General features: G+C 63.1%; 22 protein-coding genes and 1 pseudogene. 8 read left to right on the top strand and 15 right to left on the bottom strand.

The genetic code is table 11. The features are described 5' to 3' along the window. Window positions 1-57 precede the first annotated feature (57 nt). The 3 genes from BN1124_RS01610 to ppnP form a co-directional block, all read right to left on the bottom strand. Entirely contained in the window at window positions 58-1,428 is a 1,371-nt protein-coding gene (locus BN1124_RS01610; protein WP_042638464.1) for an L-serine ammonia-lyase, read from the bottom strand. A gap of 288 nt (window positions 1,429-1,716) precedes the next feature. After that, window positions 1,717-3,099 (bottom strand): L-serine ammonia-lyase, encoded by a 1,383-nt coding sequence (locus tag BN1124_RS01605; RefSeq protein WP_042638462.1) that lies wholly within the window; start codon window positions 3,097-3,099, stop codon window positions 1,717-1,719. A 170-nt stretch (window positions 3,100-3,269) separates the two neighbouring features. Next, the gene (ppnP, locus tag BN1124_RS01600) at window positions 3,270-3,554 is read right to left on the bottom strand and encodes a pyrimidine/purine nucleoside phosphorylase (RefSeq protein ID WP_042638461.1); all 285 of its coding nucleotides are present in this window, start codon (window positions 3,552-3,554) and stop codon (window positions 3,270-3,272) included. A 269-nt stretch (window positions 3,555-3,823) separates the two neighbouring features. On the opposite strand from ppnP, the gene BN1124_RS01595 reads away from it, so the two are divergent. Then, window positions 3,824-5,071: a dicarboxylate/amino acid:cation symporter gene (locus tag BN1124_RS01595; protein ID WP_042638458.1), complete on the top strand. Its 1,248-nt coding sequence runs from the start codon at window positions 3,824-3,826 to the stop codon at window positions 5,069-5,071. A 108-nt stretch (window positions 5,072-5,179) separates the two neighbouring features. On the opposite strand, the gene BN1124_RS01590 is transcribed toward BN1124_RS01595, so the two are convergent. Further along, window positions 5,180-5,578: a MerR family transcriptional regulator gene (locus BN1124_RS01590; RefSeq protein WP_042638456.1), complete on the bottom strand. Its 399-nt coding sequence runs from the start codon at window positions 5,576-5,578 to the stop codon at window positions 5,180-5,182. 135 nt (window positions 5,579-5,713) lie between these two features. On the opposite strand from BN1124_RS01590, the gene BN1124_RS01585 reads away from it, so the two are divergent. Both BN1124_RS01585 and BN1124_RS01580 read left to right on the top strand, forming a co-directional pair. Next, window positions 5,714-6,877 carry a thiolase family protein gene (locus tag BN1124_RS01585; RefSeq protein ID WP_042638454.1) on the top strand — a complete coding sequence of 388 codons (1,164 nt, stop codon included), beginning with the start codon at window positions 5,714-5,716 and terminating at the stop codon, window positions 6,875-6,877. A 488-nt stretch (window positions 6,878-7,365) separates the two neighbouring features. Then, the gene (locus BN1124_RS01580) at window positions 7,366-8,670 is read left to right on the top strand and encodes an outer membrane protein transport protein (RefSeq protein WP_042638452.1); all 1,305 of its coding nucleotides are present in this window, start codon (window positions 7,366-7,368) and stop codon (window positions 8,668-8,670) included. A gap of 164 nt (window positions 8,671-8,834) precedes the next feature. Here BN1124_RS01580 and BN1124_RS01575 read toward each other — a convergent pair. From BN1124_RS01575 to BN1124_RS01525, 11 genes and pseudogenes are all read right to left on the bottom strand, one after another. Next, a pseudogene (locus BN1124_RS01575) lies at window positions 8,835-9,452 on the bottom strand (EAL and HDOD domain-containing protein); the annotation flags it as partial. Window positions 9,453-9,569: 117 nt separating this feature from the next. Beyond that, entirely contained in the window at window positions 9,570-10,826 is a 1,257-nt protein-coding gene (locus tag BN1124_RS01570) for an outer membrane protein transport protein (protein WP_042638451.1), read from the bottom strand. 251 nt (window positions 10,827-11,077) lie between these two features. Continuing rightward, a complete protein-coding gene (locus BN1124_RS01565; RefSeq protein ID WP_042638450.1) occupies window positions 11,078-12,364 on the bottom strand; it encodes an outer membrane protein transport protein in 1,287 nt (428 codons plus the stop codon). A 408-nt stretch (window positions 12,365-12,772) separates the two neighbouring features. Continuing rightward, on the bottom strand, window positions 12,773-13,519 hold the full coding sequence (locus BN1124_RS01560) for a DUF3379 domain-containing protein (protein WP_042638448.1): 747 nt from the start codon (window positions 13,517-13,519) through the stop codon (window positions 12,773-12,775). Then, entirely contained in the window at window positions 13,512-14,102 is a 591-nt protein-coding gene (locus tag BN1124_RS01555; RefSeq protein WP_082041392.1) for a sigma-70 family RNA polymerase sigma factor, read from the bottom strand. Before BN1124_RS01555 ends, BN1124_RS01560 begins: the two co-directional genes overlap by 8 nt. Window positions 14,103-14,142: 40 nt before the next feature. Beyond that, complete coding sequence (locus tag BN1124_RS01550) at window positions 14,143-15,681, bottom strand: BatD family protein (protein ID WP_082041391.1); 1,539 nt, start codon at window positions 15,679-15,681, stop codon at window positions 14,143-14,145. Beyond that, window positions 15,678-17,216, bottom strand: a complete 1,539-nt coding sequence (locus tag BN1124_RS01545; protein ID WP_042638963.1) for a tetratricopeptide repeat protein — start codon at window positions 17,214-17,216, stop codon at window positions 15,678-15,680. Before BN1124_RS01545 ends, BN1124_RS01550 begins: the two co-directional genes overlap by 4 nt. A gap of 18 nt (window positions 17,217-17,234) precedes the next feature. Next, window positions 17,235-18,233 carry a VWA domain-containing protein gene (locus BN1124_RS01540; RefSeq protein ID WP_042638446.1) on the bottom strand — a complete coding sequence of 333 codons (999 nt, stop codon included), beginning with the start codon at window positions 18,231-18,233 and terminating at the stop codon, window positions 17,235-17,237. Then, window positions 18,230-18,796 (bottom strand): DUF4381 family protein, encoded by a 567-nt coding sequence (locus tag BN1124_RS01535; protein ID WP_082041390.1) that lies wholly within the window; start codon window positions 18,794-18,796, stop codon window positions 18,230-18,232. The genes BN1124_RS01540 and BN1124_RS01535 overlap by 4 nt, the downstream gene beginning before the upstream one ends. Next, window positions 18,781-19,671 (bottom strand): DUF58 domain-containing protein, encoded by an 891-nt coding sequence (locus BN1124_RS01530; protein WP_231553587.1) that lies wholly within the window; start codon window positions 19,669-19,671, stop codon window positions 18,781-18,783. The genes BN1124_RS01535 and BN1124_RS01530 overlap by 16 nt, the downstream gene beginning before the upstream one ends. Window positions 19,672-19,780: 109 nt before the next feature. After that, entirely contained in the window at window positions 19,781-20,731 is a 951-nt protein-coding gene (locus BN1124_RS01525) for an AAA family ATPase (protein ID WP_042638443.1), read from the bottom strand. Window positions 20,732-20,926: 195 nt separating this feature from the next. Here BN1124_RS01525 and fadI point away from each other — a divergent pair, with 195 nt between their 5' ends. The 5 genes from fadI to BN1124_RS01505 all read left to right on the top strand — a co-directional run bounded on the left by fadI (window position 20,927) and on the right by BN1124_RS01505 (window position 26,479). Continuing rightward, window positions 20,927-22,237: an acetyl-CoA C-acyltransferase FadI gene (gene fadI, locus BN1124_RS01520; RefSeq protein WP_042638441.1), complete on the top strand. Its 1,311-nt coding sequence runs from the start codon at window positions 20,927-20,929 to the stop codon at window positions 22,235-22,237. A 14-nt stretch (window positions 22,238-22,251) separates the two neighbouring features. Next, window positions 22,252-24,402 carry a fatty acid oxidation complex subunit alpha FadJ gene (gene fadJ, locus BN1124_RS01515; protein WP_042638959.1) on the top strand — a complete coding sequence of 717 codons (2,151 nt, stop codon included), beginning with the start codon at window positions 22,252-22,254 and terminating at the stop codon, window positions 24,400-24,402. A 297-nt stretch (window positions 24,403-24,699) separates the two neighbouring features. Next, complete coding sequence (locus BN1124_RS20580; protein WP_081966246.1) at window positions 24,700-24,840, top strand: TIGR02808 family protein; 141 nt, start codon at window positions 24,700-24,702, stop codon at window positions 24,838-24,840. A 170-nt stretch (window positions 24,841-25,010) separates the two neighbouring features. After that, window positions 25,011-25,568: a YaeQ family protein gene (locus BN1124_RS01510; RefSeq protein ID WP_042638439.1), complete on the top strand. Its 558-nt coding sequence runs from the start codon at window positions 25,011-25,013 to the stop codon at window positions 25,566-25,568. An 8-nt stretch (window positions 25,569-25,576) separates the two neighbouring features. Then, the gene (locus BN1124_RS01505; protein ID WP_042638437.1) at window positions 25,577-26,479 is read left to right on the top strand and encodes an AEC family transporter; all 903 of its coding nucleotides are present in this window, start codon (window positions 25,577-25,579) and stop codon (window positions 26,477-26,479) included. Window positions 26,480-26,495 lie beyond the last annotated feature (16 nt).

Raw genomic sequence — 26,495 nt, 5'->3', positions numbered from 1 at the left:
ATACGAATAATAAAAAAGGCGGGAACTCCCGCCTTTTTTGCATTTCATGTGCGTGCCTTATTCGCAGGCAACCTGCATCACCTTGATGGCCAGGCCACCGCGGGAGGTTTCACGGTACTTGGAGTCCATGTCCTTGCCGGTGATGTACATGGTCTCGATGACCTTGTCCAGGGACACCCGTGGCTTGGAGGTGCGACGCAGTGCCATGCGCGAGGCGTTGACCGCCTTCATGGCAGCGATGGCGTTGCGCTCGATGCAGGGTACCTGCACCTGGCCCGCGACCGGATCACAGGTCAGCCCCAGGTTGTGTTCCATGCCGATCTCGGCGGCTTCGCACACGTGCTCCGGGCTGCCGCCCATCAGCTCGGTCAGGCCGGCGGCGGCCATGGAGCAGGAGACGCCCACTTCACCCTGACAACCCACTTCGGCGCCGGAGATGGAGGCGTTCATCTTGTAGAGGATGCCGACGGCGGCGGCGGCCAGGTAGAAGCGAGTGTATTCGTCGCGACCCACCGGCTGGATGAACTTGTCGTAGTAGGCCAACACGGCGGGGATGATGCCGGCGGCGCCGTTGGTCGGGGCGGTCACGACACGGCCACCGGCGGCGTTCTCTTCACTCACCGCTAGGGCGAACATGTTGACCCAGTCGACGATGTTCATGGGATCGTTCGAGAGGTTCTCGTTGGTGGTGAGCTGGCGGTAGAGCGGCGCGGCACGGCGGGGCACGCGCAGCGGACCGGCCAGGATCCCTTCGGTACGGCAGCCACGCTCGATCCCCTCACGCATGGTGGTCCAGATCTTGCCGAGCTTCTTGTAGATCTCTTCCGGGGTGTTGAAGCACTTCTCGTTCTCCAGCATCAGGGCGGAGATGGAGAGACCGGTCTGGGCGCTGTGGGCCAGCAGCTCGGCCGCACTCTTGAACGGGTAGCGCACGGCCATGTCGCCGCTGTCGGCCTTGCCGAAGCTCTCCTCGTCGACGATGAAGCCACCGCCGATGGAGTAGTAGGTCTTGCTGTAGACAGCCTCGTCGTCGATGAAAGCGGTCAGCTTCATGCCGTTCTCGTGCAGCGGCAGGGCCTCGTCATGGAACACCATGGCGTCGCGGGGGAAGCTGACGGTGTGGCAGTGCAGACCGATGGGCAGGCGACCGGTCTGTTCGACCCGGGAGATGAACTCGGGGATGGCGTCGATGTCGACGTTTTCCGGCAGGTTGCCGGCCAGACCCATGATGATAGCGGTATCGGTGTGGTGACCTTTACCGGTCCAGGAGAGGGAGCCATAGACGTCGACCTGGATCCGGGTGATGTCACGGATCTTGCCGCCTGCACGCAGTTCATCCACGAACTGCTTGGCTGCTTTCATCGGGCCGACAGTGTGGGAAGAGGAGGGGCCAACACCGATTTTGAAGATATCAAAAACGCTGATCATGTAACAATTACCTCAGGGTAGAAGGGGGCGCCATGCCCGCTCGCAGAAATTGGGGTGATCCATGGGACGAGTCTGTCGTCGCAAAGGCCGATGAACCAGCTAACCGCAGTGTAACGGCTCACGGCTTAAAAAAAGTTGAAACAGATCTATTTTTGTTGAAATAACGGCGCGAGTATAAAATTTATTTTGATAGTTATCCAATTTGTTAAGCGCGTGGCAAACGTTTTGCGAAAAAATACCCGGACGAGCCGGGTATCTTAGAGCCAAACGCTGCCGTGTTACCTCGGGTTAACATTCCGTGATGTTGACGGCGAGGCCGCCACGAGCGGTTTCCTTGTATTTGGTCTTCATGTCGTTGCCGGTTTCCCACATGGTCTTGATCACCTTGTCGAGGGACACCTTGTGCTCGCCGGTACCGCGCAGGGCCAGGCGGGCGGCGTTGATCGCCTTGACCGCGCCCATGGCGTTGCGCTCGATGCAGGGCACCTGCACCAGGCCGCCGATGGGATCACAGGTCAAGCCCAAGTTGTGCTCCATGCCGATCTCGGCGGCATTCTCGACCACGGCGGGGCTGCCGCCGAGCAGCTCCGCCAGGGCCCCGGCCGCCATGGAGCAGGCGACGCCCACTTCCCCCTGACAGCCCACCTCGGCCCCCGACAGGGAGGCGTTCTTCTTGTAGAGGATGCCGATGGCGGCGGCGGTGAGGAAGTAGTGCAACAACAGCTCGTCATCCACCTTGCGCACGAAGCGATCGTAGTAGTGCAGCACCGCCGGGATGATGCCGGCGGCGCCGTTGGTGGGGGCGGTCACCACCCGGCCACCGGCGGCGTTCTCCTCGTTGACGGCGAGGGCGAACAGGTCCACCCACTCCATCACCATCAGCGGATCCTTGTTGAAGTTGGTCTCGCAGCTGAGCTGGCGGTAGAGCGCCGGGGCTCGGCGTTTCACCTTGAGCCCCCCGGGCAGCACCCCCTCGCTGCGACAGCCGCGCTCGACACTGCCTTGCATCGCCTGCCATATCTTGCGAAGGCCCGCCTTGATCTCGGCTTCAGTGCGAAACACCTTCTCGTTGGCCAGCATCAGTCCCGAGATGGAGAGACCGCTCTCCTGGCAGTGGGCCAGCAACTGGGCACCGCTCTCGAACGGGTAGGGGATGGGGTGGGCGGCATCGAAGCGGGCAGCCTCTTCCTTCGCGTTGGCGAAGTGGCTCTCCTCGATGATGAAGCCGCCGCCGATGGAGTAATAGGTCTGCTCAAACAGCAGGGCATCCGCCGCGAAGGCGCGCAGGGTCATGCCGTTGGAGTGGGCGGGCAGGGTCTTGCGACGGTTGAAGATGATGGCGCCGACCCGGGGAAACAGGCTGGGACGCTCCCCGCGAAGGAGCAGGGACTGGCTGTGCTCCACCAGATCGAGAAACGCCGGAATGGCCTCGATGTCCACCGATTCCGGTTCGAACCCGGCCAGCCCCAGGATGATCGCCTTGCCGGTACCGTGTCCCTTGCCGGTCTGACCGAGGGATCCATAGCACTCGACCACCACCCGATCGGTTTTAGGGAGCAGATCCGCCTGCTTGAGGACATTGACGAAGGCACAGGCGGCCCGCATCGGCCCCACCGTGTGAGAGGACGAGGGACCTATCCCGATGGAAAACAGGTCGAAGACGCTGATCATGACGTCACTCCAATGATGGGTTTTGTATCAACATTGTATTTTTTGTTGTAGGCGATGAACAGCAGAGAAGCGGCGGCTTGTGATGGCGGTGTGGAAATGGGGGAGACGGGTTGACGGACGGGGCCATGAGGGCCGGCATTGGCGCCTCATGGCTCCGGATTATTCGAAACTTAGTCGAGAAACTCGCACAGGTAGGCGGTCGGTGTCTTGACGGCCAGCTTGAAGGAGGAATGACCGGCAACCTCGAAGGATTGACCCTGGCCGTAGGTGTGCCACTCGTCTTCATCGGCCAGCTGGATGGTGAGAGCACCCTTGATCACCGTCATCCGCTCGGGGGCGGCGGTGTTGAACAGGTAGTCGCCTGCATCCATCACGCCGACCGTGGCTTTCTCGCTGTTCTGCTCGAAACCGATGGATTTAACATTTCCGTCGAAATACTCGTTAACTTTCAGCATCTTTTCTTCCCTGTATGCACGTTTGCCGAGCCAACGTAGCACACTTTTTTGGCCGTTGTCATGGTGAAATGGGGAAAAACAGAGTTGTTGCTTATGAGTCTTGATTTTACTGGGAAAATACTAAATTCATCGCGTTCAGGAATCATAATGTTAAACGGCGAGTAAATATGAGATAAAGCGCGCCGCCAGCGTAATGAGGAGGCTTTGTTGCGCTGGCCAGTCAATTGTACTGGAAAAGTGTCAGTCATTGCTCATTAAAGGAACATTTCGTGTTAACAAAAGGATTAATCAATAACATTGGCTTCCAGGTCGTGGTCGCCATGGTGCTGGGCGCCCTGGCTGGGGCGATGATGGGTGAAAATGCCACCGTCTTCGCGCCGCTCGGCACCCTCTTCATCCAGCTGATCAAGATGCTGGTGATCCCGCTGGTGGCGGTGGCCATACTGTCGGGGGCCGCCAACCTCGGGGCCAGTCCGGCCGCAGGCAAGATAGGGGCCACCACGCTCGCCTTCTTCCTCGGCACCTCGGCGCTGGCGGTGCTGCTGGCGCTGGTGATGGGCCAAGTCTTCAAACCCGGGGTCGGGGTCGACTTTAGCGCCATGGGGACCATGTTCTCCGGCGACTACGCCGACAAGGGCGCCTTGCCGGACGCGGTGGCCACCCTGCTCGGCATGATCCCGACCAACGTGTTCCAGTCCCTGAACGAGGCGAACATCCTGCAGATCCTAGTGTTCTGCATGTTCCTCGGCATCGCCCTGGCCAAGCAGCCGTGCGAGCGCGCCAAGCCGCTGGTAGACGGGCTCAACACCCTGGTGGATGCCTTCGTCTGGATGATCAACAAGGTGATGCTGATTGCCCCGCTCGGGGTGTTCGGCCTGATGGCCGATGCCATCGGCACCTACGGTTTCGACGTGCTGACCCTGGTGCTCAAGCTGTTCCTGGTCTATGTCGGCGCCATCCTGATCTTCGGCTTCGTGGTCTACCCGCTGCTGATCGCGATCTTCTCCAACACGCCGGTACGCAAGTACTTCTCGGCGATGAAGAAACCGCAGATCGTTGCATTCTCCACCGCCTCTTCCATGGCGACCCTGCCGGTCAACATGGAGACCTGCGAGCAGGAGCTGAAGGTGACCAATGCCACCGCCTCCTTCGTGCTGCCGCTCGGCGCCACCATCAACATGAGTGGCAACGCCATCTATTACGGTCTGGTCGCGATCTTCTTCGCCCAGGTCTACAACATCGATCTCAGCATGGGAGCCTGGGCGGCGATCATCCTGACCTCGACCCTGGGCGCCATCGGCCAGGCCGGCGTGCCGGGCCCGAGCTTCCTGGTGGTGGCCGTGCTGCTGGCGGCCGGCATTCCCATCGAGGGGCTGCCGCTGCTGTTCGCACTGGATCGCCTGTTCGACATGATCCGCACCGCGCTCAACATCACCGGCGACGCGGCCTGCGCCATCATAGTCGATCGCTACAGCCCGGATTACGATCCGGATCGCTGGAGCAAGGAAGCCCGATAAAAGCGCCATGTGCGCCGGGGTGAAAACAAAAGAGGGAAGCGATGGCTTCCCTCTTTTCGTTGGTGCGCGGCTCGCATCCTCGGCCCGCGGCGGATAGCCGGGCGCTTGTCAGGGCGTCAGCTGGGCCAGGGCTTGCTGGCAACGCTGTTCGGCGGCTTCGAGCTCCAGCAAGACCATCTTGATGTCTTCCAACTGCTGTTGCAGCGTCACCCGCTTGTCGGCCACCAGTCCCAGCATGGTCTGCAACTGGGTGCGGCTGCTCTTGTCCGCGTCGTAGAGATCGAACAGCTCGCGAATGTCCGCGAGGCTGAAGCCGAGCCGCTTGCCGCGCAGGGTCAGCTTGAGGCGCACCTTGTCCTGTCGGCTGTAGATGCGAGTCTGACCCTGCCGGGTCGGGTTCAGCAGCCCCTGATCCTCATAGAAACGGATACTGCGGGTGGTCACATCAAATTCACGGGCCAGCTCGCTGATGCTGAAGGTCCGGGCGTCATCCTTGGATCTGGTCATAGGGTTATCTTGGCCGTCATCTCGATTGTCAAGGCAGGCTGGCACCTTACCCAAACGTCAACTTCCCCGCAAGTCTTGTTCCTGTCCCGGCGAGGGCATATGTTATCCCCATGTAACAAAAGGAGCAGGTGACGGATGGACATAGTGATAGTGGCGGCCAAGCGTACCCCCATGGGGGCCTTTCAAGGGGCCCTGAGCGGCCTGAGTGCCACCGAGCTTGGCGCCTGCGCCATCGGGGCGGCCATGGCGGCGGCGGGACTCAGAGGCGAGCAGGTCGATGAGGTCTACATGGGCAATGTGCTGAGCGCCGGGCTCGGGCAGGCACCGGCCCGTCAGGCGGCACTCAAGGCCGGCCTGCCCGACAGCGTGCCCTGCACCACCATCAACAAGGTGTGTGGCTCCGGCATGAAGGCGGTGATGCTGGCCGCAGACAGCCTGCGCCTCGGTGAGGCCGAGGTGGTGGTAGCCGGTGGCATGGAGAGCATGAGCCGAGCACCCTATTTGCTCGACAAGGCGCGCAGCGGTTTTCGCATGGGCCATTCGAGCGTGCTGGATCACATGTTTCTCGATGGCCTGCAGGATGCCGACGAGGGGCAGCTGATGGGACATTATGCCCAGCTGAGTGCGGATCGGGCCGGGCTGACCCGGGCCGACATGGATGCCTATGCGCTCGCCTCTCTGGATCGGGCCCTGGCGGCCCAGCGCAGTGGCGGCTTCGCAGCAGAGCTCACTCCCGTTATGGCGGGGGATCGACTGTTGCTGGCCGAGGATGAACAGCCCGCCAACGCCAAACCCGGCAAGATCCCCCAACTCAAGCCTGCGTTCAGCAAGACGGGCACCATCACGGCGGCCAATTCCAGCTCCATCTCGGACGGGGCGGCGGCGCTGGTGCTGATGGGGAGCGATACCGCCGCCCGGCTGGGGCTGCCGGTGCTGGCGCGCATTGTGGGCTATCAGAGTCACGCCGCCCTGCCGGCGGAGTTCACCAGTGCCCCCATCGGCGCCATCCACAAGCTGCTGGCCCGGCTGGGTTGGTCGGTGGAGGAGGTGGACCTGTTCGAGGTGAACGAGGCTTTCGCAATGGTCAGCATGCTGGCCATGACGGGTTGCAATATCCCTCATCACAAGTTGAACGTGAACGGGGGCGCCTGCGCCCTGGGTCATCCCCTCGGCGCCAGTGGCGCCCGCATCCTGGTGACCCTGGTTCATGCCCTGCAGGCCCGTGGTCTGAGGCGAGGGGTGACGAGCCTCTGCATCGGGGGCGGGGAGGCCACGGCGGTGGCCGTCGAGCTGGGTTGAGCGCTTGCGCAGTGTCGGCCTGATGTCGCGCCGGCGTTGAGGCAAGACTTGGGCCGACAAGAGTGCCTTCTTCCCCTCTTTATCATCCTTCTCTGTCGAATCGATCCTGAGGCCGCGCGGGCGGCCTCGGGGTCACACTCTCTCATCTTGCGTCTATGACACCTCCGAGTGGCCGCGCCCTGGCCTATCCAGACGGTGCGAAATCGCGTTTTCCGCATCCGACAGTTGCGCCGAAAAGTCCGTTTTTGGCGGGGAAAACAGGCTTATTTGCATTCATTCAGCCGGGATTAAGCTTGGCGGCCGATTTCGGGACTGGTCTGATTTGTCGGCGCGAAGAGGCTCCCTACTATGCGCCATCTATTTTGCCGCTCTTGAGTTGATCCCGTTTTCGATGGCTCACGGCAGTACCGCATCGTGGTGGCCTGCGCCGCCGTGATGATCATCATCCTGAGTGCCTGCCTGTTGTGGGCGCCCAAACGAGAATCCAGATGACCACCCCATTCAAGCTCAGCATCCTTGCCAGCGCGCTGGCACTGCTCGCCACCAACGCCTCCGCCTCCGGCTTCCAGATCAACGAACACTCCGCCTCCGGCCTCGGCCGTGCCTTCGCGGGTGAGGGCGCCATTGCCGACAACGCCTCAGTGCTGGGCCGCAACCCGGCCGCCATGATGATGTTCGACAAGACTGCCGTCTCCGTGGCCGCCACCATGGTGGATCCGGATTACAGCGTGGACGGGGCCTTCGTCACCGATCTGCCGGGCAGCCGGTTTGATTCCAGCACCGCGGCCAGCCATGGCAACGCCGGCCCCAACGCCGTGGTGCCCGCCGCCTATATGATCCACCCGATCAACGAGCAGTGGGCCGTCGGTTTTGCCATGATGACCAACTATGGCCTCGGCACTCGCTTCGACGACAGCTTCGGTGCTGGCAGCAACCAGGCCGCCGGCTTGCTGGCGGGGGAGACCTCGCTGATGAGTGTCAACCTGAACCCCAATGTGGCCTACCGCATCAATGAGCAGTGGAGCGTCGGTGCCGGTATCAACTACACCATCGCCACCGGTTATGTGGACAGGGTCAATCCCAACGGGAACACCAATGGTTCTCATAATACCCTGGCCAACTTCGATGGTGCCGGCAACGGCTGGGGCTGGAACGTCGGCGGCCTGTTCGAAATCAATCAGGATAACCGCCTGGCGCTGACCTACCGCTCCCAGATCGACGTGGAGCTGGAGGGAGATTACACCGGTGCCGTGGGTGCTCCCGGTTACAAGGCAGATGCCACCGTCGATGTGCCCATGCCCGCCATCGCCGAGTTCTCCGGCTACCACCGTCTGAACCAGCAATTTGCCCTGCACTACTCGGTGATGTGGACCGACTGGAGCGCCTTTGAAAAACTGGAGGCCGTCAGCGGCCAGTGCAACCTGCCGGGCGGCGTCTGCCTGAGCAAGAACGAGCAGCTGCAAGATGCAATGCGCTACGCGGTTGGTGCGACCTGGTATGTGAACCCCCAGTGGGAGGCTCGCGTCGGTGTCGCCTATGACGAGTCGGCCGTGCAGAGCGAGCACGCCACCATCAGCCTGCCCGATGCAGACAAGTGGTGGTACAGCGCGGGGGCGACCTACCATCTGGATGAAACCAAGAGCATCGACATCGGCATGACCTATATCAATGGGGAAGCGAGTGAGGTGAAGGAAGGGGTCCACAGCAACGAACCGGGTCAGTCGTTCTATTTCGAAGGCAACAACGAAGGCAATGCCTTCCTGGCCTCGGTCCAGTTCAACATGCTGTTCTAAGGGTCTCACCGCCAGACATCAGAAACGCCCCTCTCGAGGGGCGTTTTTTTATGGTGTTTGCCGTGCCTGGCTCGGGGGAAGGGCGGCTGGATAGGGGAGCATCCGTTACGCCCTCATTTGTGAAGGACCTTCTCAATCAAATGCTTGAGTGACGGCTCATGGTGCATCACCAGCAACTGATCCGGGTGGCTGGTGGTCTGCTGCACCATCTGTGGCCGGCTGAAGAAGAAGCCCTGAAACAGCGCGACCCCCAGCGCCTTCATCCGCTCAAACTCCGCCTTGTTTTCCACCTTCTCGGCGAGATAGGTGAGGGGCAGGTGCCGGTGGCTCTCGATGAAGGCCTCGATGCTGGCGAGGGGCGTGGCCCTCAGGTCGAACTTGATGATGTGGACATAGGGCAGGAAGCGGTCCCAGGTCGTGGAAAGAGTGAAATCATCCAGTGCCATGCGATACCCCAGTTGATTCAACTCTATCACCTTGGCCAGCAGCGCATCGTCCGGCTCGGCATCTTCCAGGATCTCGATGATCACCTTGTCCTGGGGCAGGCATTCGGCCAGCCCGTCGAGCAGCAGGGAGTGAGGGAAGTTGATGAAGCAGGGGTGCCCGCCAAGCAGCTGATCGATATTCTGCTGCAAAAACTGTTCGGCCACCAGTCGGGCGGTGGCCTGTTGCGCCGAGATCAGGGGGAACACATTATCCAGGCTGTCGCGAAAAAGCAGCTCATAGGCGTGGGTCTTCAACTCCCGATCCAGGATGGGCTGCCTTGCTACGTAGGAATACATTCATATCTCCAGCATGAGTGCTGGCTTGATTCTATGGTGAAGCGGATCACTATGCCAGTGCTGACCGGCGCCCAAGGGTCAACAACTGGCATAGCATCTGGCGGGGAGCCCGGTGATTTAGAACAGGTAATTGAGCTGCAGTCCGGCCAGCCAGGCGTCCCCTTCCGAGGTGCCCTGGAAGCTGGAGCTGGTCTGCGGCACGCCCGGTTTGAGCTGCATGGTCTCGGTCACGTCCACCTTCTTGCCATCGAGCAGGGTGAGCCCGAAGTCCAGCGACAGGTTGCGATCCAGCTGGTAGCCGATACCGGCGCTGTACCAGATCCGGTCCGAATCCGGGATGGAGATGGTGCGGCGCTCGGCGGGGACCGGGCTGCGATCATAGGCAATCCCGGAGCGAAGCTGCCACTGGGGCGCCAGTTGGTAAGTCAGGCCGAGGGCGTAGCGCCAGCTGTCTTCCCAGTGCTCGTCCTTGATGTGCATGGTGCCATAGTGATCGAGCTCGGACTCGAGCTGGACGAACTTGCTCCAGTTGGTCCAGTTGATGCTCGAATGCAGCGCCAGGGCTGGCGTCAGCTGATGGAAGATCGCGAGCTCCGCAGTGGCGGGCAGCGGCAAGTCCAGGCTGCCGGTGTCGGTGAAGGTGCGCCCCTGCAGATCGGTACCGATGGCATCCCCGGACAGGGTGAGGGTCACATCGTGGCGGTAGGAGAGGCCGATGCGGGTCGCCTGTGACAGCTCCAGCAGGGCGCCCAGGTTCCAGCCAAGTGCCCAGCCATCCCCCTTGAGGTGCTTGGCAATCTTGTTGTTGGAGGGGAAGGTGCCGCCCACTTCTCCCTCGCCGTGGATGGCGGACAGGCCGCCACCCAGGCTCCACATCTCGTTGATGCGATAGGCGAGAGAGACGCCGAGATCCATGGTCTTGATGTCGGAGACATTGCCGAAGTGGCCTGCGTTGTAGTTGTCCGGCATCTGGACGCCGAGACCATAGTAGGAGGTGGCCGCGAGGCCGAGCCACCATTGTTCACTCAGGGGCACTATGAGGTAGGCATTGGGCACCCAGGCATCCCCCGCAATGTCGTAAGCGCTCGCGTCCAGGCTCACCGGCCCCGTGGCGGTCGGTACCCGGGTCACACCCTCGATGTTGACGTCGGGGTGGATGTGGATGACGCCGCCGGAGAAGGCCGTGCGTTCGAAACGGGTCATGGCCGCGGCGTTGCGCGACAGCACGCTGGCATTGTCGGCGATGGCCGCTTCCCCGGCGAAGGCGCGCCCCATGCCGGTCGCCGATTGCTCCGCCAGCTGAAAACCGGCCGCCTGGGTCTGGCTCGACAACAGGAGCAGGGCGATGAGGGAGGGCTTCATGTTCGAATGCATTGCGTTTCCTTGGGATGAACTTGGGGTTCATTCTGTTATTTGGTTGGGGGCGGGATTTTATATGGTATGACCAGTAAGGCAACGGGGGCGGGGTGGCTTGGGCCAAAACGGGATTAAATGCTGGAAGAGCGAGGGCTAACAGGCTGATAAAAAACGAAAAGCGTACAGCTGTTTGCTACAACTGTGCGCTGAAATGACGACTCGGTATAAAAAAAGAGCGCCCTTGGGCGCTCTTTTTGGTAACGGGTAAATCAGAATTTCATGTTGAACTGGGCAGAGGCCAGGAAGGCGTTGCCGTGGGAAGTTCCCTTCCAGCGAACCGGATCGGTGTGGCTGGTCAGGCCTTCGTTCACGTCCACTTCCTTGCCATCCAGGTAGGCCATGCCGAAGTCGACGCTCATGTCCTGATCGATATGGTAGGTGGCGCCGGCGCTGTACCAGACACGGTCGGAATCCGGGATGCTCAGGCTGCGGTATTCCGGCTCGATCGGGCTGTTGTCATAGGCGAAGCCGATGCGAGCTTCCCAGGCCGGGTTGATGTACCAGGTACCGCCCAGGGCGTAACGGGTAGAATCCTTGAATTTCTCGTCTTTTTGCAGACAGACACCGCCAGCACAGGAGTTGCTGGTGGCTTTGAGCTCCTGGAAGGCGCTCCAGTCGGTCCAGTTGACGGAGTAGTGCACCGCGAACTGCTGGTTCAGACGGTGGTAACCGGCGAACTCGGCCTGGGCCGGCAGATCCAGTTTCAGGTTGCCATCGACTGTCTTGTAGCCGGAGGTCAGGCCCTTGAAGTCGCCGTCAAAGCTTAAGTCCACCTGGGAGCGATAGGTCAGCGCCAGACGGTTGCTGTCATTGATCTCGTACAGGGTGCCGACGTTCCAGCCAAAGCCCCAGGTGTCACCCTTAAGGTGCGCGATGGCGGTGTCGCTGTTATGCACTATGCCGGTCTTGGCGGTCAGACCCGGCGCCAGGGCACCGGCGTAGCGGTTCAGCTCGGCCTGGGCATAGACGGCGTTGATACCGGCGCCGATGCTGAAGTTGGAGTTGATGCGGTAGGCGATGTTGGGGTTGATGTTGAAGGTCAACAGCTCGGTATCACCGGCACCGGCGCCCGCTGGGAAGGTCTTGGAGTATTCGGTGGCCAGACCGTAGTTGGAGAACAGTCCCAGGCCCCAGGCCCACTGATCGTTCAGCGGCTGGATGAAATAGGTCGCCGGTACGAAGGCATCCGGTGCTATGTCGCTCTCGCTGGAGGAGGCCAGCTTGGTGGGGCCGGCATAGATGTCACCGGAGACATTCACGTCAGGCTTGATATAGGTGCCGGAAACAGACAGTGCCATCTTGTCAAAGGTGGTCATGGCGGCCGGGTTGCGGGACAGCACGGACGCGTTGTCCGCGATGGCCGCTTCCCCTGCATAGGCGCGACCCAGACCGGAGGCCGAGTGCTCGTTCAGCTGGAAGGCGGCAGCAAAGGTCTGGGTACTGGCCAGGGTCACGGCCGCGGCGATCAGGCTTTTCTTGAAAAAGGCAGTTGTCATAGTGTTCTCTCTTGTAAGCAGATTTTCTGTCGATATCACGGCTCTTTGGCCGCTATACACGACAAGATCTGTTGTTATGTAAGCTTCTTCCCATTCACTTCTGGCGTGATTCTATGGATCTGGTAGGAGGTAAGAAATCAGACCAGTGACAGCAGAATACATAAAAGTTTCCATTGTGTTAATCATTTGTTTTAACTTGCCGTTTAAATAGCCAAACTCATCCATTATTGGGTAATTAACAGTCAATGGGTGCCATCTGTATCAGTAAAATAAATTGAGTGGTTTGACACGTAAAAGTGGGCAATGAGTGGGGAATGTCGCGATATGTGGAATGAACAGGCAGACAACGAGCGTGTCTGCCTGGGGTTAGGTGGAGGTAAAAACCCAGTCAGGCCGGGTTAAGTTCTGTTAAATGGACCAGTGCAGATGGGACGCCATTTGCTGGGCAACAGGGGCAAGTGACTCCTGCATATCGCCGATCAGCACCATGTTGGCGCCCTTGAGCGGCAAGATCTCCCCCTTGAGCTGACCATCCGCAAAATCAGGCTGGATCTTGAGGGGTACATGCTTGGGCACCAGGAACAGGGCGACGGGTCCCATCTTGCCCTGCAGCACCATGTGCAGGGCCGGCCCCTGGTAGAAGGCGCAGTGGTTGACATAGGTCACCTTCATGCCCGGCATGTCCATCAGGGTGGCCCCGTATTTCTCCATCTTGGCGTTGATGGTCTGCAGGCTGACCCGTTCATCGACCCCCTCGATGAAGGGTTCCTCCCCATAGACATGGGCCATGGCGACCTGGGCCAGGGACGGCTCATCCGGTGCCGTCACCGGCCAGCTGATCCAGCGGGTACTCATGCCGAGCAGGAAGGCGACCGAGGCCGCCACGGCGAGGGGACGCCAGTTGGTACGCATAGGCGGGGGCGGCAGCGGCACCATTTCATCATCGTCGGGTTCTACCGCTTGCCTGAGCAGGATGCGTTCGGCCAGGCCCGCCGGCACCTCGACCTTCAGGGTGCGGTGCAACTGACGATCCAGCTGCTTCATTTCCTCAAGATGGTTGCGATTGGCGGAGGACGCCTCTGCCGCCTCGAGGAACGCAGGATCTGCATCCGTTGGATGGGCGATGGCCCTGCGGCGAAACTCAAGCTCATCCATTTGTGTGTCCTCTTCGTTGTGCCGCTGACTCCATGGCCTCTTTGATCTGGTTGCGGGCCCGGAACAGCCGGGTCATGACGGTGTTCTTGTTCAGCCCCAACTGCTCGGCGATCTCCTCGCCGCTAAATCCCCCCAGCACCTGCAACAGCAAGGGCTCCTGGTACTCGGCGGGCAGCCGGGCGATGTGGCGCCTCAGCCATTCATGCTCCATCTCCTGCTCGTTGTGCAGGGCGCCCTGATCGCTCAGGGGATGCTCATCGAGACTGATGAGATCGAACTGCCTGCGCTCGAAGCGGCGGGCATTCTCCCGCCTGAGGATGGTGATGAGCCAGGCCTTGGCGGCCTTGTCGTCCAGCAGGGAGTCGATGGCCTTCCAGGCGCGCAGGAAGGTTTCCTGCACCAGATCTTCGGCTATCTGCGGGTCCCGACACAGCCAGTAGGCGTAACGGTAGATGTCTGCGTGCAGGGCATGCACCAGGGCTTCGTATTTGGTCTGTTTATCTGCCATATCCCCATAGACCGGCGTGGCCCCGGGATCCTTTCCCGTTCCCGAGCCTTTTTTTCTGAAAAAACCTAACGCCATGATTGGGCTTCCTTTTTATCCGGAGTCGCTGGCCGTGGGCTCAAGGGCGTCGCCACGCCAGCATTTTAAGGCCAGAGGTTACTGCAACAGTATCGAAGGCGCACAACGCCTTGGCGAGCCGTTGCCAGTCAACCTGAATATCGGCGGGTGAAGTGGAGGTGAAACAGGCCCTGTCCAGGCTGTCGAGCAGGACCCCGACGGCGGGGTCGCCATGGCAGGGCAGGCTGGCGAGGTGCTGATGAGTGCCGGCCCAGCGTTGGTCGGCCCAGGCCAGCAAGGCCCATCTGGCCGAATCAGGCTCCTCGCTCGCCAGGGCACGCTGCAGGCGATAGAAGGCCAACCAGCGGGGCCAGCCTCGCCACAAGGCACTCAGCAGCAAGGCCCCTAGCACCCAGCCAAGGCTCTCTCCCACGGGCGCCGGATCCTGATCGGATGAGGCGGGGGCTGCTTCAAATATCAGCGTCTGCGCCGGCAGGCGGGCATGCTCGATGCGTCCGCTCTGGGTATTGAACCAGGGCAGATCCACGGCGGGCAATTGATAGTGGCCAGGTGCCTCGGCGCTCAATGCCTGGCGCCATTGGCGCTCGAAGCGCAGGGCCCCCTTGGCCACGAAGCGTTCCTCCTGTTGCTCTCCGTCCGGTCTTGCCAGCAGGCCTGCAGGCAGCCTGGACAGTGCCGGCCTTGGCAGGCGGCTGCCATCTCCCCCCTCCATCACCAGGGTCAGGGTGCGGATCACCGGCTCGCCAACCTTGGCTCCCCTTGCCGGACTGAGTTGCTGGCGCAGGCTGAGGCTGCTCGCCACCGGCTCCACCGGTGCCTTGTCCACCTTGATGAACTGGGTTGCGGCCCTGGCCGAGAGGTTGTCGCCGGTGCCGCCGGTCATGGGCAGTCGTCCCTGAAAACGGGGGGACTCCAGCGGATGGAGTCCCGGCTCCCTTGCCTGCAGCAGCCATTTGCGGGTCAACCGGCCTGGCATGCCGGGGTCGGCGGGAGATTCCCACTGATCGTTGCCGAGGCGCCGGATGATGAAGCCAGCACCGACCGGTTCGCTGAGGTTGGGGGCCTCCAGGTTGGCGGGGATCCAGAGGCTCAGTTGATAGATGAAGGGTTGCCCGGGGTAGAGTGGCCCCTGATGCAGCACGCTGGCCTGCAATTCGATGGGGGAGTGAGGGGCTGCCCCAATGGCCGCTCCGGCGGATGTCTGTGGCTCGGTGCGCTTGGGTAGCGGCAAGGGCGGTGTCGATTGGGAGCCGAGCATGAGGGCGGGCACCTGTCTGGCGTCACTGGCCACCCGATGCAGCGGGATCTGCCAGCGGGTCAGGCTGCGGACCTCTGTGGTGACGCGGCTCATTGTCACCCGACCCACAGCGAACTGGCGCAGCAGGGGGGTGAGGCTGAGCTCATCGCCGCGCAGCTGCCCGTCGGCTTCGATGATGAGCAGCCAGTCGCCGTCGCTCGCCCCCGGCAACAGCTCGGCCCGTGGCGGCGCGGCCAGTGCCTGGCCCGCCAACGAGAGGCAGAGCAGCAGGAGCAGCCGGTGGCCCAGGCCGCCGATACGCAGGCGCAAGGCGGGGATCACCTGGACTCCTCGGGCTTGATGAATGAGGAGTCAGCTGTGTTGGCCAGGGCGCGGCGCTGCGCCTCCTTGCGCAGGCGCTGCTCGAGCAGCAGCACTGGGGGAGCCGGGGGCTGTGGGCGCTCCGGTGCTGCAGAGGGTGGCTCTGTGGCCGAAGGCTTGGGGGTCTCGCTGGGTTTGGGTTCCTGTGAGGCGCTTTGCGGCGGTGTGCGCAGCAGGGCCAGATTGAAGAGGGCATCCTGATGGCCGGGTTCGAGGGTAAGGGCGGCGAGATAAGCCTGCTCGGCGGCGCCTGGCTGCCCGAGCCGGACCAGCGCGTTGCCTCTGTTGTAGTGGGCGGTGGCGCTGTTGACGCGGGCATAGGCCGAGGCGGCCCGGGCGTAGTCGCCGGCCCTGTACCAGGCATTGCCCTGCCAGACGGGGTCCTGAAAGCCGCGGGCGGCCGCTTGATAGTGCCCCTGCCGGTAGTCCTGCCGGGCCTGTTGCTCCTGTAGTAAAGGATCGGAAAGGGGCGCGCTTGCCTGCAGCGGCGGCGAGTCGAGCAGGCCCATTCCCAGGCCGAGCAAGAGCAGCCAGTGCGCCCCGATGCGGGCCAGCAGCGCCAGCGGCAGCAAGGGGAGCAGCAGCCACGGGCCGAGATCCCGGGATTGATCTGTGGTCAGCGTCTGGCTGGTGGGCAGGGGGGCAAACCGTGGGATCCCGGCCTGCAGCCACTGCAGACGCCCTCCCAGATCGGTCGCGAGTTGTGCCATGGTTGCCCCATCGGGCGCCGGCAGCCTGCGTCCAAGGGCGCTGCCGAGCCCCTGGCTGGCGGTGGGCGAGGGGGCCAGTTCGGTGGCCTTGCCCCCATTGGCCAGCAGAATATCGAGGCGAGGTCTGGTGGATTGTTGGCAGAACAGCGTGCCCTGGCAGGGCCACAGCTCGGCGATACGCTCGATTTGAGCCGCCGAGAGTCCGTCGGTGACGAGCAGCAGCCGCGCGCTCTGGCCAGCGGGGATCTGCGCAAGGGCCAGCACGACGGCGCGTTCGGGGGCACTGCCTCTGCGGGAGGTCAGCTGCGGCATGATGGCCGGGCGCAAGTCTGGCAGCAGCAGCGAGATGGCCTGATGATCCCGGCTGGGGGGCATGGCGAGATAGGCATCGTCGGCGAACAGGATGAGGGCGATGGGGTGTCGATCCTCGCTCGCCCCCGTGCTCGAGGATTCGTCCAGCATGTCTTGCAGCAGCAGCCGCACCCGGGTCGCCCGATCCGGCGGCAGATCCTCGGCTCGCATGGAATCGGAGAGATCCAGCAGCCAGATGTCGAGGGCGGGGCTCTCGATGGACTGGCTCTGCTGGCGCAGGGCCGGGCCGCTCAAGGCCAAGATCAGGGGCAGGCAAGCGAGCCAGAGCCAGGGGAAACCACGATCCTGGCCCGGCAGCAGATAGGCCTGCATGGCGGGGGCGAGCAGGGTGGGCTGGCGACGACGGCGCCATCCCTGCCACAGCCAGGGCAGCAGGGCCAGCAGCCAGAGCGGGCGCAGCAGCATCAACTCCATGATGGACATTCCCGGCACTCACCCATGGGGCGGCTCCTCTGAAGGGCTGGGGCGTCGCCATCTGGGCCACGCTGGTGCCAGGGCGCTCAGCCGGGTCGGCCAGCTCAGCAAGAGCCAAGCCAGCGTGAGGGGCCAGGGATAGAGCTCCTGATTGGGACGATAGAGGGTCTGCGGGCGGGCCAACGGCTCCAGGCTATCGAGGGCCTGGTTGATGGCCTCCAGATCGGCCTGGCTGCGGGCGCGAAAATAGCGGCCCTGACCGAGTTCCGCCAGCTGTTGCAGCAAGGGTTCATCCAGTTCGGCGCTGGGATCGGCGCTCTCCTGCGGCTGGGCGAAGGTGCCGGGATCGGCGCCGACCCCCAGGGGGTAAATCCGGATCCCCGCGGCGGCGGCCAGTTTGGCCTCGCGCAAGGGATCCGCATTGCCCGCGGTGTTGCGGCCATCGGTGACCAGCAGCAGGGCGGTGGGTCTGGCGGGATCGGCATGCTGGCGCGCCAGCAGTATGGCTTCGCCGAGGGCCGTGGTGCGCCCCACCAGATCAAAATCGAGCTCATCGCTCAGGGTCAGCAGCGCCTTGGTCTCCTGGGTCAGGGGGGAGAGCAGGTAGGCGTGATCGGCGAAGACGATCAGGGCGATGCGATCGCCGGGACGGGTGCTTATCAGGGCCTTGAGTTGCTGGCGCACGGCGCCGAGCCGGTCCCGCTGCTCCCCCTCGTCCAGCATGTCCTGGGTGCGCATGCTGTCGGAGAGATCCACCGCCAGGATGAGATCCCGGCTGGTCTGGTAGTGAATGAGGGGCTCCACCTGCCATTGGGGGCGGCACAGGGCCAGCACCAGGGCGCACCAGCACAGGGTCATGCGCCAGAGTGGCTGGCCGGCTTGGGGGAGCAGCAGGGGAAAGCCGCCGTGGACTAGCCGGGTGCGGCCGTGCCGGTTGCCTGAGAGAGGGGGCAGGCCGAAGCGCACCAGCAGCGGCAGCACCAGGGCGAGGGCAAACCAGGGCCAGGCGAGGATCATGAGGCGCCTCTTCGGCCCTGGCCGGAGGCTCGTCGCCCCTGACCCTGCGGCAGTATCCGTGGCGAGCTGACGCAGCGACGCCCCCAGCGCAGGTAGGCGCGGCGCAGCAAGGCCCGCTGTCGGGCATCAGGCTGTTGCTGATCATAGAGCCAGCCGGCCCAATGCTCTGTCAGATCCGCAAAGCGGCTGCCCCCTTTTTTATCGAGCCAAATGAGCCAGGCCTCTCCTTGCAGGGTGCGCGCCTCGGGCCAGCGGGCCAGCGCCGCCTGGCGCAGCGTGGCTTGCAGCCTGGGCACCAGATCTGCGTCTTGCCAGTCTATTTGACGTGCCCAGCGCCGCTGGCGCCACAGGGTCAGCGCCAGGGTAGCGATCAGCAAAAGGGCGAGCACCGTGATCAGAAGCCAACCCCAGGCCAGCAGGCGAGGATCGGCAACACTGGCGAGCTCAGGCCCAGGGTGGATGTCGCGCAACTGGGCCTGGATCTCGTGCAATCGCCCCTGATCCAGCGGTGCCTGATCCGTTGTGAGGGTCGCGGCAGAGGGGGCGCTCAGAGCAGACGGCATCCACCCTCCTGCCATTGGCGTTGCAGACTCAGGCCGTTGTCGAGCCGATACAAGCGCTGCACCAGCGGCAACAGTTGCTGCTGGCTGCGCTCGGCCTGCTGCTCGGCCGCCTGCCGATAGCGCTGGCGAAAGGCGGACAGCCCCGCGTCGAGCCAGCCGCTGCGCTTGCCCGCTTGCACCGCCAGTCGCCCCTGTGTGGGCAGGCTCGCCTCCAGGGGATCGCGAATTTGCCAGTAGTGAATGTCGTGGCGGTGGCCGAGCAGTTGCAACTGCTCGGCGAGGGCCTCGTCACAGGGGTTGTGATCGCCGATGAGGGTCAACCTGGCGCCCTGGGGCAGCCTCAGGTGTGTCAGGGTCTGGGCCAGGGATGAGGGCAGTGGCGTGCGCGCCAGCCCGGCTTCGTACTGCTGGCAGAGGGTCTGCAGCAAGGGCACCAGGGAGCCGCGCTGGTGCGTTATTTTGGGGGCCATCCCATGGTAGACCAGGGTATTGGCCTGCTTTTCTCCCTGCCAGAGCAGGGCGGCGGCCAGCTCGCAGCCGAGGCGGGCCTTGAGCTGAGGCCCGGAGCCAAAATACATGGCGGGGGAGAGGTCGAGCAGCAGCCAGTGGGCCTGCTCCTGCTCTTCGCCGTAGAGTCGGGTGTAGGGGCGGCCGAGCCGGGCTGTCACCCGCCAGTCGATGTGGCGCACCTCATCCCCGGCCTGATAGGCCCGCAGCTCGCGAAAGCTCAAGCCCGGCATCCGACCTATCCGTCCCTGCCTCGCCTGATGCACCCGCGTCCTGAGCCCTTGTCTCGCCCAGAGCCGGATGGCCAGCAGCCGGGTCAGCGGCAAGGCGATGTCGGGATGAGCGCGAGGATCCTCGTGTTGCGTCAGGGGCAAGGTAAGGTATCCAGCAGCGTGATACATGCCTCGTCGGCAGGATGTATCACCCGTGTTTGAGCGCTGGGGCAGAAAGAAGGAGATGACTCAGGCCGGCAGAGGATCATGGGCATGGGATCATGTCCAGCAGCAGTGAGATCAGCGCCTCGTTATCGAGGTTGTCGGCCAGGGCCTGATAGCTGGGAATGAGGCGATGGCGCAGCACGGCGGGGGCCAGCTGCTGGATATCCTCCGGCAGCACGAAGTCCCGTCCCGCGAGCCAGGCCCGGGCCCGGGCGGCGCGCGCCAGGCCTATGCTGGCCCTGGGGCTGGCACCGACCGCGATCAGGGGTTCGAGCTCGGGACAGAGCCCGCTGCCGGGGCGGGTGGCGCAGACTAGCTGCACTAGATAGTGCTCGAGGCGCGCCTGCATCTGCACGGCCAGTACCTCGTTTCTCGCCGCCAGCAGCGCGTCCTGGCTCAGGGTCATCGACGGTGGTTGCAGCTGCTCGCCGCGGGCGTTGAGCTGCAAGATGGCGAGCTCCATGGCGGGGCTGGGGTAATCCACCATCAGCTTGAGCAGGAAGCGATCGAGCTGGGCCTCCGGCAGGGGGTAGGTGCCTTCCTGCTCTATGGGGTTTTGGGTCGCGGCCACCATGAAGAGCGGCGGCAAACGCCAGCTCTTCTTGCCGACGGTGATCTGGTGCTCGGCCATGGCTTCCAGCAGGGCAGATTGCACCTTGGCCGGGGCCCGGTTGATCTCGTCCGCCAGCACCAGGTGGTTGAACAGGGGGCCGGGCTGAAACACGAAGCTCGCATCTTGCGGGTGAAACACCTCGCTGCCGGTGAGATCGGCGGGCAACAGGTCCGGGGTGAACTGGATGCGGGCAAAGCGCCCCTCCACCACGCCGGCCAGCGCCTTGACTGCCCGGGTCTTGGCCAGACCCGGCGCCCCCTCGATCAACACATGTCCTTCACATAGCAAGGCGATCAAGAGCCCCTCGATGAGGGGGCCCTGTCCCAGAACCTGACTGCCAAGATAGTCCCTAAGCGCTCTGAATCCGGCCGCTGCCATGGAATGAACCCGTTGTTTTAATAGAAGTTGCTCTTTTTATACCCCAGATCCCCCAAGAGGGCGAGGCGAGGGGCCAAGATGGTGACAATTTAGTTTCAATCAGCCGTATGAAAGTTGTGAGTGGATTGTTAAGATGTGGCGCAATGAGGTCAGACCTCTTCCCTTTTAACCTTCTCGTTGAACCAAGGAGCCAGGATGAAACAGCCATTGAAACTGACGACGCGCCAGGGCGAACGGATTGCCGTCGTGGCGGGTCTGCGCACCCCCTTTGCCAAGCAGGCCACCGCCTTTCATGGCGTGCCCGCGGTGGATCTCGGCAAACTGGTGGTGAGCGAACTGCTCGCCCGCACGGATCTCGATCCCAAGCTCATCGATCAGCTGGTGTTCGGCCAGGTGGTGCAGATGCCGGAGGCGCCCAACATCGCCCGCGAGATAGTGCTCGGCACCGGCATGAGTGTCAGCACAGACGCCTATAGCGTGTCCCGCGCCTGCGCCACCAGTTTCCAGGCGGTGGCCAACGTCACCGAGTCCATCATGGCCGGCACGGTCGACATCGCCATCGCCGGCGGCGCGGATTCCTCCTCTGTGCTGCCCATCGGGGTCAGCAAGTCCCTGGCCCGTGCCCTGGTGGATTTGAACAAGGCCCGCAATCTCCAGCAGCGCTTCAATATACTGCGCCGCCTGCGCTTGAAAGACTTGATGCCGGTGCCGCCGGCGGTGGCCGAGTACTCCACCGGCCTCTCCATGGGGCAGACCGCCGAGCAGATGGCCAAGAGCCACGGCATCAGCCGGGAGGCGCAAGACGCCCTGGCCCACCGCTCCCACAGCCTGGCGGCCCAGGCCTGGGCAGATGGCAAACTCAATGCCGAGGTCTTCACCGCCCACGTGCCCCCCTACAAGTCACCGCTCGAGCGGGACAACAACATTCGCGAGAGCTCAGATCTCGCGAGCTACGCCAAGCTCAAGCCGGTGTTTGACCGGCTGCACGGCTCCGTCACCGCCGCCAACGCCACCCCGCTCACCGACGGCGCCGCCGCCGTGCTGCTGATGCGCGAAGGCCGGGCCAAGGAGCTGGGGCTAGAACCCCTCGGCTACATTCGCAGCTTCGCCTTCTCCGCCATAGATGTGTGGCAGGACATGCTGATGGGCCCCTCCTACGCCACCCCGTTGGCGCTGGACCGCGCCGGCATCACGCTGGCCGACTTGACCCTGATCGACATGCACGAAGCCTTCGCCGCCCAGACTCTGGCCAACCTCAAGATGTTTGCAAGCCATGAGTTTGCTCGCGACAAGCTGGGCCGTGACAGTGCCATCGGCGAGGTGGACATGGATAAATTCAACGTGCTCGGCGGCTCCCTGGCCTATGGCCATCCCTTTGCCGCCACCGGTGCCCGCATGATCACCCAGACCCTGCACGAGCTGCGTCGTCGCGGCGGGGGCCTCGGGCTCAACACCGCCTGTGCGGCGGGCGGGTTGGGTGTGGCCATGGTGCTGGAGGTGGAATGATGGAGGCGAGCAAGATGAACACAGCAACATTTGCACTGGATATTCGCCAGGACGGCATCGGCATCCTGACCATGGATGTGCCAGGCGAGAGCATGAATACCCTCAAGGCCGCCTTCGCGGCCGAGATCCGCACCGTGCTGGCCGAGGTGAAAGCCAACAAGGATCTGATCGGCCTGGTGGTGGTCTCCGGCAAGAAGGACTCCTTCATCGCCGGCGCTGACATCGCCATGCTGGCGGCCTGTACCAGCGCCACCGATGCCCAGACCCTGTCCCGGGAAGGGCAGGCGGTATTCGCCGAGATCGAGGCTCTGAGCATCCCTGTGATCGCCGCCATCCACGGCCCCTGCCTCGGCGGCGGGCTGGAGCTGGCCCTGGCCTGTCACGGCCGGGTCATCACGGATCACGGCAAGACGCTGCTGGGCCTGCCGGAAGTGCAGCTCGGCCTGCTGCCGGGCTCCGGTGGCACCCAGCGTCTGCCGCGCCTCATCGGGGTCGCCAAGGCGCTGGATCTGATGCTGACCGGCAAGCAGGTGCGCGCCAAACAGGCGAAGAAACTCGGCCTGGTGGACGATGTGGTGCCCCAGTCAATCCTGCTGGAGGCCGCCATCAAGCTGGCCAAGAAGGGCAAGCCGCGCCACGCGCTCAAGCGGGATCTGCAGGGCAAGCTGCTGGAGACCAATGCGCTCGGTCGCAAGGTGCTGTTCGATCAGGCCAGCAAGGGCGTCAAGGCCAAGACCCGTGGCAACTACCCGGCGCCGGAGCGGATCCTCGAGGTGGTGCGCATCGGCGTGGAGGAGGGGATGCAGGCCGGTCTCATCGCCGAGGCCCGCCACTTCGGCGAGCTGGTGATGACCCCCGAATCCGCTTCCCTGCGCTCCCTGTTCTTCGCCACCACGGAGATGAAGAAAGAGGTGAGCTATCAGGGCGCCGCCCCGCGCAAGATAACCCATGCCGCCGTGCTCGGCGGGGGGCTGATGGGGGGCGGCATCGCCTTCGTCACCGCCACCAAGGCCAAGGTGCCGGTGCGGATCAAGGATGTGGCCAGTGCCGGCATCGGCAATGCCATGCGTTACAGCTATGATCTGCTGGCCAAGAAGCTGAAACGTCGTCAGATCTTGCGCAGCGAACTGGAAAAGCAGATGAGCATGCTATCCGGCACCCTGGATTACTCGGGTTTCCACCGGGTCGACATGGTGGTGGAGGCGGTGTTCGAGGATCTCGCCTTGAAGCACCAGATGGTGCAGGACGTTGAGCGGGAATGCGGCGAACACACTGTGTTTGCCTCCAACACTTCCTCCCTGCCGATCCATCAGATCGCGGCAAACGCCGCCCATCCTGAGCGAGTTGTGGGGCTGCACTACTTCAGCCCGGTGGACAAGATGCCGCTCGCCGAGATCATCCCCCACGCCGGCACCAGTGCCGAGACGGTGGCCACGACGCTGGCCTTCGCCCGCGCTCAGGGCAAGACCCCGATCGTGGTCAAAGACGAGGCCGGCTTCTACGTGAACCGGATCCTCGCCCCTTACATGAACGAGGCGGCGCGTCTGGTGCTGGAAGGGGAACCGGTGGAAGTGCTGGATGGCGCCCTGCTGGACTTCGGTTTCCCGGTTGGCCCCATCACCCTGCTCGATGAGGTGGGGATAGATGTGGGTGCCAAGATCTCCCCCATCCTCGAGCGCGAGCTCGGTGGCGAGCAGTTCCAGGCGCCCAAGGCGTTTGACAAGCTGCTGCAAGACGATCGCAAGGGCCGCAAGAACGGCAAGGGTTTCTACCTCTACGGCAAGGCGGCGCCGCGCAACCGGCTCACCGGCAAGGAAGGCAAGAAGACGGTGGATGAGAGCGTCTACGGCGTGCTCGGGGTGTCGCCATCGCCCAAGCTGGCCCGCTCGGAGATCGCCGAGCGCTGCGTGCTGCTGATGCTCAACGAAGCGGCCATGGCGCTCGATGGCGGTGTGGTAGCCTCGGCCCGTGACGGCGACATCGGCGCCATCTTCGGCATCGGCTTCCCGCCCTTCCTGGGTGGCCCCTTCCGCTACATGGACAGCCTCGGCATCGCCCATCTGGTCGGCCGCCTCGAGCACTATCAGAAGCGCCACGGGGAGAGATTCGCCCCCTGCGCGCGGCTCAAGGCGATGGCGGCGGAGCAGCTGCGTTTCTACCCATAGCCCTGGGGCATGCCCGCGCGGCATGAACAGGATGATCAAGAGAGGCGACCCGGGTCGCCTCTCTTTTTTTGCTCTCTTTTCCTGGGCTATCGTTGAACGGAGGGCATCAGGAGCGTCTGGGCAAACAGATAGTCGGGTCAATAGGGGGTAAATTATTGATCTAGCGCAAACAAGTGCCCCATTTATTACTTTGGTGGCATAGGCGTTAGGCGCCGGTTGAGTTCAAATAACGGCATCAGGAGCGGGGCATCCCCGCCGCCAACGGAAACACCCATTTCACTGGATGAAGGACACACTATGAGTCTGCTTGAACAAACCATCTGGAACATATTGGGATACGGGGCCATGCCCTTTATCTTCCTGAGCGGGTTCGTGGCCGTGGCAGTGACCTGCTGCTTGCTGCTCAATGCCTTCGGGGTCAAGCCCGCCGAGAAGTGAGTCACTCTCGTTCATAACGCCAAATGCCAGTCTCAGGACTGGCATTTGTTTTTGTGCGCCCCTTCCCATGGCAAGGGTTTCACCAAGGTGGTCGAACCTGGCGCCGATTTTGATTACACTGGCGCGCAATCTCAGGCGCTCCCGCCCATTTTCAGCTATTCAAGGTTTCTATGGCTCTCAAGGCAACCGTATTCAAGGCCCAGCTCAGTCTGTCCGACATGGATCGCCATCTCTATCAGGATGTCTCCCTCACCCTGGCCCGTCACCCCTCCGAAACCGACGAGCGGATGATGATCCGGCTGGCCGCCTTCGCCTGGCACGCCACCGAGCGGCTGGAGTTCACCAAGGGGCTCAGTGCCGATGATGAGCCTGAGCTCTGGTGCAAGAACTACACCGACGAGATCGAGCTCTGGATTGAACTGGGCCAGCCCGACGAGAAGCGGCTTAAAAAAGCCTGCAACCGCTCCCGCCAAGTGGTGCTCTATCTCTACGGCGGGCGCGGCACCAGCGTCTGGTGGAAGCAGAACCAGGGCAAGCTCAGCCAGCATGACAACTTGAGCGTCATCGAGCTCTCCGACAGCCAGACCCTGCCGCTGACCGCCATGGTGGAGCGTACTATGCACCTCACCTGCACCATCTCCGATGGTCAGCTCTGGGTAAGCAATGGCACCCAGGAAGTCACCCTCGACCCCGTGGTGCTGATGGGCCGCCCCGCCCGGGAGCTGTAAGCCGTCACATGTTCGCGACCCTGCTCGATATCGTCATTCCCGTGTTTGCGGTGGTGGGCCTCGGCGCCCTCTACGGCCGGCTGCGGGCGGGGGCCGAGCTCGGTTACATCAACCGGGCCAACATAGAGCTGTTCACCCCGGCGCTGGTGTTCTCGGCGCTGGTGAAATACCCGCTGGCCCTTGGGGAGCATCTGCCGCTCGTCGCGGCGGGTACCCTGGTGATCCTGCTGCCGGGCCTGTTGCTCTCCCTATTCAGATTCAAGGAGATAGCGCGGGCGGCGCTTATTCTGCCCGCCATGTTTCGCAACACCGGCAACCTCGGCATCCCGCTGATGGTGCTGGCCTTTGGCGAACAGGAGCTCGGCGCCATCGTCATACTGTTCGTGCTCTCCAATCTGCTGCACTTCTCGGTGGGTATCTTCATCCTCTCCAGCAGTGGCGGCCAGGGAAGCAGTGACTCCCGCTGGCTCTGGTTGCGCAGCCCCATGCTGTGGGCCGCGCTGGCGGGGCTGCTGGTGGCGAACCTGCAGATCCCGCTGCCCGGCTATATGGTGACCAGCGCCTCCCTGCTCGGTCAGCTGTCGGTGCCCTTGATGCTGTTTGCCCTTGGCATCCGGCTGATGGAAGGGGAGCTCGGCCATCTCGGGCTCGCGCTCAAATGCAACCTGCTCTATCTGTTGGCGGGGGGCCTCTCCCTCGCGCTCGCAGTCTGGTTGCTGCCGCTGCGACCGGAGTGGATCCCGCTGCTGACCCTCTCGGTGGCGCTGCCACCGGCGGTGCTCAATTACATGCTCTGTGAGCAGTACCAATGCCAGCCGGACAAGGTGGCCAGCATCGTGCTCGGCGGCAATGCGCTCTCGGTGTTGGTGATCCCGCTGGCGGTCTGGTTGGCGCTGCATCTTGGCGGATAAGCGGCTGTTTATGCCT

This window comes from Aeromonas eucrenophila (assembly GCF_000819865.1).
Lineage (GTDB): Bacteria > Pseudomonadota > Gammaproteobacteria > Enterobacterales > Aeromonadaceae > Aeromonas > Aeromonas eucrenophila.
This window is presented reverse-complemented; position numbering and strand designations above follow the sequence as displayed.